Source organism: Microbacterium sp. NRRL B-14842 (assembly GCF_050470785.1).
The window spans coordinates 1-4945 of record NZ_JBFLUM010000080.1; the positions used below are offsets into that span (position 1 = coordinate 1).

Annotated in this window: 6 protein-coding genes; 2 read left to right on the plus strand and 4 right to left on the minus strand. The window is 71.3% G+C overall.

The window, feature by feature from the left end; translation table 11 throughout:
- On the plus strand, positions 1-666 hold a 666-nt coding region (locus tag AB1285_RS25535; protein ID WP_429978146.1), incomplete at its 5' end, for a cation diffusion facilitator family transporter.
- Between the two features lie 4 nt (positions 667-670).
- Here the strand turns inward: AB1285_RS25535 and AB1285_RS25540 are convergent.
- Positions 671-1126, minus strand: coding sequence for a nucleoside deaminase (locus tag AB1285_RS25540; protein ID WP_259953440.1), 456 nt, complete (start codon positions 1124-1126; stop codon positions 671-673).
- Between the two features lie 81 nt (positions 1127-1207).
- Here AB1285_RS25540 and upp point away from each other — a divergent pair, with 81 nt between their 5' ends.
- Complete coding sequence (gene upp / locus AB1285_RS25545; protein WP_429978147.1) at positions 1208-1840, plus strand: uracil phosphoribosyltransferase; 633 nt, start codon at positions 1208-1210, stop codon at positions 1838-1840.
- Between the two features lie 323 nt (positions 1841-2163).
- Here the strand turns inward: upp and AB1285_RS25550 are convergent, their stop codons facing one another.
- The 3 genes from AB1285_RS25550 to AB1285_RS25560 all read right to left on the minus strand — a co-directional run bounded on the left by AB1285_RS25550 (position 2164) and on the right by AB1285_RS25560 (position 3980).
- Positions 2164-2664: a hypothetical protein gene (locus tag AB1285_RS25550; protein ID WP_429978148.1), complete on the minus strand. Its 501-nt coding sequence runs from the start codon at positions 2662-2664 to the stop codon at positions 2164-2166.
- Positions 2661-3224 (minus strand): AAA domain-containing protein, encoded by a 564-nt coding sequence (locus AB1285_RS25555; RefSeq protein ID WP_429978149.1) that lies wholly within the window; start codon positions 3222-3224, stop codon positions 2661-2663. Before AB1285_RS25555 ends, AB1285_RS25550 begins: the two co-directional genes overlap by 4 nt.
- A gap of 99 nt (positions 3225-3323) precedes the next feature.
- Positions 3324-3980, minus strand: coding sequence for an AAA domain-containing protein (locus AB1285_RS25560; RefSeq protein WP_429978150.1), 657 nt, complete (start codon positions 3978-3980; stop codon positions 3324-3326).
- Between the last annotated feature and the right edge of the window lie 965 nt (positions 3981-4945).

Consider the following 4945-nt stretch of genomic DNA (forward strand, 5'->3'; position numbering starts at 1 on the left):
CTGACCCATCCGCATGAGATCGATCAGACCTGGTGGTGGCTCCCCCTCGTCGTGCTGTTCATCGCGATCGGCCTGGAGTCGTTCTCGCTGCGCACCGCCGTGCGCGAGAGCAACGTCGTGCGCGAGAAGGGGCAGTCGTGGTTCTCCTTCGTGCGACGGTCCAAGGCGCCGGAGCTCCCCGTCGTCCTCCTCGAGGACGTGGGTGCCCTCACCGGACTCACCTTCGCCCTGCTCGGCGTCGGTCTCACGCTGCTCACCGGCAACCCCGTCTTCGACGCCTCGGCCACGGTGATGATCGGCGTCCTGCTCGTGCTCATCGCGATCGTGCTGGGTGTGGAGACCAAGAGCCTGCTCGTCGGCGAGGGAGCGACCCCCGCCGACTACGACCGGATCGTGGACGCGATCAACGACGGCCCGGAGATCGAGAAGATCATCCACATGAAGACCCTCTACCTGGGGCCCGACGAGCTGATGGTCGCCGCGAAGATCGCGCTCAGCGCCGACAAGCCGCTGCGCGAGGTCGCCGACGACATCGACGAGATCGAGGCTCGCATCCGCGCCGCCGTGCCGGTCGCCCGGGTCGTCTACATCGAGCCGGACGTCTACCGTCCCGCGATCGATCCGGAGCCCTCGACGGACGTCTTCGTCCTCAAGTCCTCGGACTGAGCGTTCAGCGACGGTCCTCGAAGAAGGCCCGGAGCAGCGCGATGGACGCGTGCTCGTCCACGCCGCCGATCACCTCGGCGCGGTAGGGCAGGCGCCGGTCGCGCAGCACGTCGTACATCGATCCGGCCGCTCCCGCCTTGTCATCCCACGCGCCGAAGACCACGCGGCCGATGCGTGCCTGCAGGATCGCGCCGGCGCACATCACGCAGGGCTCGAGCGTGACGACGAGCGTGCAGCCGTCGAGATTCCACGATCCCCGGTGCGCCGCCGCAGCGCGGATGGCTTCGATCTCGGCGTGCCCGGTCGGATCGTGCGTGGTCTCGCGGGTGTTCCGTCCTTCCGCCAGGAAATTCCCGTCGGCATCGAGGACGACGGCGCCGACCGGGATCTCCGCGGCGTCCGCGGCCTCGGCGGCGAGCTCGAGGGCACGCTGCATCGCACGGCGGTCGGCGGCGGTCATGCCCCGAGCCTACGTCAGCGCGCGGTGTCCGCCACGGCACCCGATGTCGTGCGCGGACGCGGGGCGCATTAGCCTGTATCCATGCGTGTTCACGTCGCCGACCACCCTCTCATCACCCACAAGCTCTCGGTGCTGCGCGACGCGCGCACCCCGTCGCCGGTCTTCCGCCAGCTGACCGAAGAGCTCGTGACGCTCCTCGCGTACGAGGCGACCCGGAATGTGAAGGTCACTCCGATCGAGATCACGACACCGGTCACCACGACCACGGGCGTGAAGATCTCCGAGCCGCGACCCATCGTCGTCCCCATCCTGCGCGCCGGTCTCGGCATGCTCGAAGGCCTCGTCAAGCTCCTCCCCACCGCGGAGGTCGGTTTCCTCGCATGGTCCGCGACGAGGAGACCTTCGAGCCGACCACGTACGCCGAGCGGCTTCCGGACGATCTCTCCGACCGCCAGTGCTTCGCGATCGGACCCGATGCTGGCGACGGGCGGCTCGCTCGCCGCCGCGATCCAGTTCCTGTTCGATCGCGGTGCGAAGGACGTCACCGCGATCTGCCTGCTCGGCACTCCGGAGGGTGTGGCGGCGATCGAGGCGATGGCCGGCGACCGTGACGTGACCCTCGTCCTCGGAGCGCTCGACGAGCGCCTCGACGAGAAGGGGTACATCGTGCCCGGTCTTGGCGACGCGGGAGACCGGCTGTACGGCACCGTCTGAGGCCGTCGCCGCCGCTCCCACGTCAGAGGCCAGGCGGTAGCCGCGTTCGTCGCCGTAGCGCGTGAAGCCGGCTCTCGCGAGGATCGGCGCCGATGTCGAGACACGGCCCTTGACGAGCGCAGTCCTCGCACCGCGCGCGGCGCTCTGCCGCAGGCGTTCCGCGAGGACCGCTCGATAGACGCCGCGACCACGATCGGCCTCGAGCGTCGCCGCTCCCCAGAGTCGAGTGAACCCGTCGACGATGGTGCATCCGCCCGTGCTCACCGCGCGTCCGTCGATGCGCCCGAGCACCCGGAAACCGGTACCGGCATCGAGAGCCTCGGTCAGCTCGGCGAACTCGGCACGCAGACCGTCGTCGTCGAGGGGCTGCTGCTCCCAGACCGGAACGTTGATCGCATCGACCTCGCGGAGCTGATCCACGGCCCGCACGACCTCGGCGGAGACCCGGGCGTCACGTCGACCGCGGCTCCACTGGTCGGACGCGCGAACACGGTGACGGTGTCGAAGTGCACGGCACCGCGGCGTCGGAGCTCCTCTTCGAGGTCGGGGTCGTCGGCGGGATTCGTCCAGAACGTGAACACGCTCTCGCCCCAGGCTCTGGTGCGCTCCAGCGCCCCGTCCAGCACCTCGGCGGCGGGGCGCGCGGACGTCACCTGCGAGCCGCTGACGCCGCCCCCGAACCGCTCCGGGTACCGCACGAGGAGCAGGTCGCCGCGGACATGCTCGCTGCCGCGCGGAAACCAGGCCCACGCGGCGGCGGCACGGAGGATGTCCGCCTCGGTCGGCGTGCCGTCGGCGGCCGGTGCAGGAACCGTCGTCGTCATGAACCCTCCTCCTCCGCGGCCCCCACCAGGCGGGCGAAGGCACTGAGCCGGGCGACGCCCTCGGGCGTGTACGGCAGGTCGTCGAGCAGCGCCGGCGAGTGGATGAGGTAGGCCACGACCTGCGCCCGGGAGATCGCCACGTTGAGCCGGTTCTGCAGCAGCAGGAACTCCGGGCCCCGGGGAGCGTCTCGGCCACTCGACGCCGCGAGCGTCGTGATCGAGACGACGGCCTCCTTGCCCTGGAAGTTGTCGACCGTGCCCACCGGGACGCCGCCGAAACCCGCCGCGGCGAGCGCGTCGTGCACGAGCTGCCGCTGCGCGTTGTACGGCGCCACGACGATGATGTCCTCCGGCGTCAGTGGCCGCACGGTGCCCGCCGCATCGTTGTCGTGGAAGGCGCGGCCCACGAGGGTCGCGGACGATGCGCACGACCTCCTCTGCTTCCTCCGGCGACTGGGTCGCGTTGCCGCGGTGGCGCAGCGGCACCACGTGGAGGCCCGGGTCGATGCCCTCGACCGCGCGCCGCTCGGTACCGGGGGCGGAGGCGAGCTTCCCGGCATAGGCGAGCTTCGACACCGGAGCCGCGACGTGCGGGTGCATCCGCCAGGAGCGCGCGAGGAAGTAGCCGTACTCCGGGCGCACGACGGGGTCGCCGTCCATCACCCAGCCGAGCGCGGACGTGTCCACCGCTCCGGGTGGGCGCCCTGGCTGACCTGAGGCAGCTGCTGCGGGTCGCCGAGGAGGAGGAGCCTCTGCGCGCCCGTGGCGACCGCGATCGTCGAGGCGAGCGAGAACTGTCCCGCCTCGTCGATCACGAGCAGGTCGAGCTCTCCCCTGGCCACCCGCTGCGTGTTGCTGAAGTCCCAGGCGGTACCGCCCACGACGGCGCCCCCGTCTGCGTGCTCCGCGAGGAAGGCGGCCATGCCGGTCTTCGGGATCACCGTGTACCCGGGATCGGCGTTCGCGTCCTTGGGGCACTTCGCCACCTGACCCGGGGCGACACCGTCGGCGACGACGCGCTCCAGCAGCGTCTCGATGATCGCGTGGGACTGCGCGACGACGCCGATCCGGAAGCCGTGCTCGTTGACGAGCCGGGCGATCACCTGGGAGCCCGTGTAGGTCTTCCCCGTGCCTGGAGGCCCCTGTACGGCGAGATAGCTGCGGTCGAGGTCGAGGACTCCGCGGACGATCGCGTCGATCGGGTCGTCGCCGGCGGCCGGGAGCGCGTTCCCCCGACACGGTGCGCGGAGGGAGGCGGCGGAGGATGTCGGTCGCCGCGTCCTGGGGGAAGTCCGGAGCGGCCGCGTGCACCGCATCGGCCCATTCGTCGATCGCCTGCTGCAGCGACACCACCCGTGGCGGCGCGGCGGGGGTGAGGGCGACGGGGAGGTCATCCCAGGTCTGCCCCTGGACCGCGGACTCCGCCACGAGATAGCCGTCGTCCAGCACCTCGACGACCGTGACCCCGTGCGGCACGTGCACCGCGCGCGACGGGACATCGGTGTCGAACGGCGCCGGGACGTCGTAGAGCGCGAACGGCTGGGCGCCCGGACCGAGCGTCGTGCCAGGGGACACCTCGCCGCGGATCTCCAGCTCGCGCGACAGGACTCTGCGGCCCTCGCCGATGCTCCAGTCCCGGCGGACCCGCGAGCGGGTCGCATCGACCTTCACCACATCGCGGGTGCCGTCCCACATCGTGACCGGCTCCCGCAGCCGCTGGAAGTGCGCGACCCAGAAGCTCTTCGCCTCGCGTGGGAAGTAGTCGATGGCGGCCGCCGCGAGCCGGTGCACGAGCCCATCGCCACCGACCTCCACCGCACGCTCCGCGTCGCCGAGCAGCGCGAGCGAACGCGGCGACGGCTCGTAGATGACCTCGTCCGCGTCGTCCGGCGGGGCCGGCGTGACCCCCTCCGCGCGGGCGATGTCGATGAGCCAGTTGCGCAGCCGCCGGGTGGAGACGCAGTCGTAGCGGTTGTAGTCGGCGAGGTCGGCGAGCACCGCGTCGGCCTCGGCCTGCGCCCCCCGCTGCCGCGAGCTCCCGCGCCGCGACGTACTGCACGATGGAGTCGTCGCCCTTCTGGACGTCGCTCGTGCGCACGTCCTCCCCCATGTAGAGAGGCTCGAGCTTCTTGATCGAGTAGGACCGCGAACCCACGCGGACGGTGCGCAGCACCAGTGGGTACAGGTCGACGAAGACGCCCTCGCGGAGCAGGCGGTCCACCTCACCCTCGCGCACACCCATGGCGGGCGGCCATCGCGACCAGGTGGGAGGTCTCGTAGG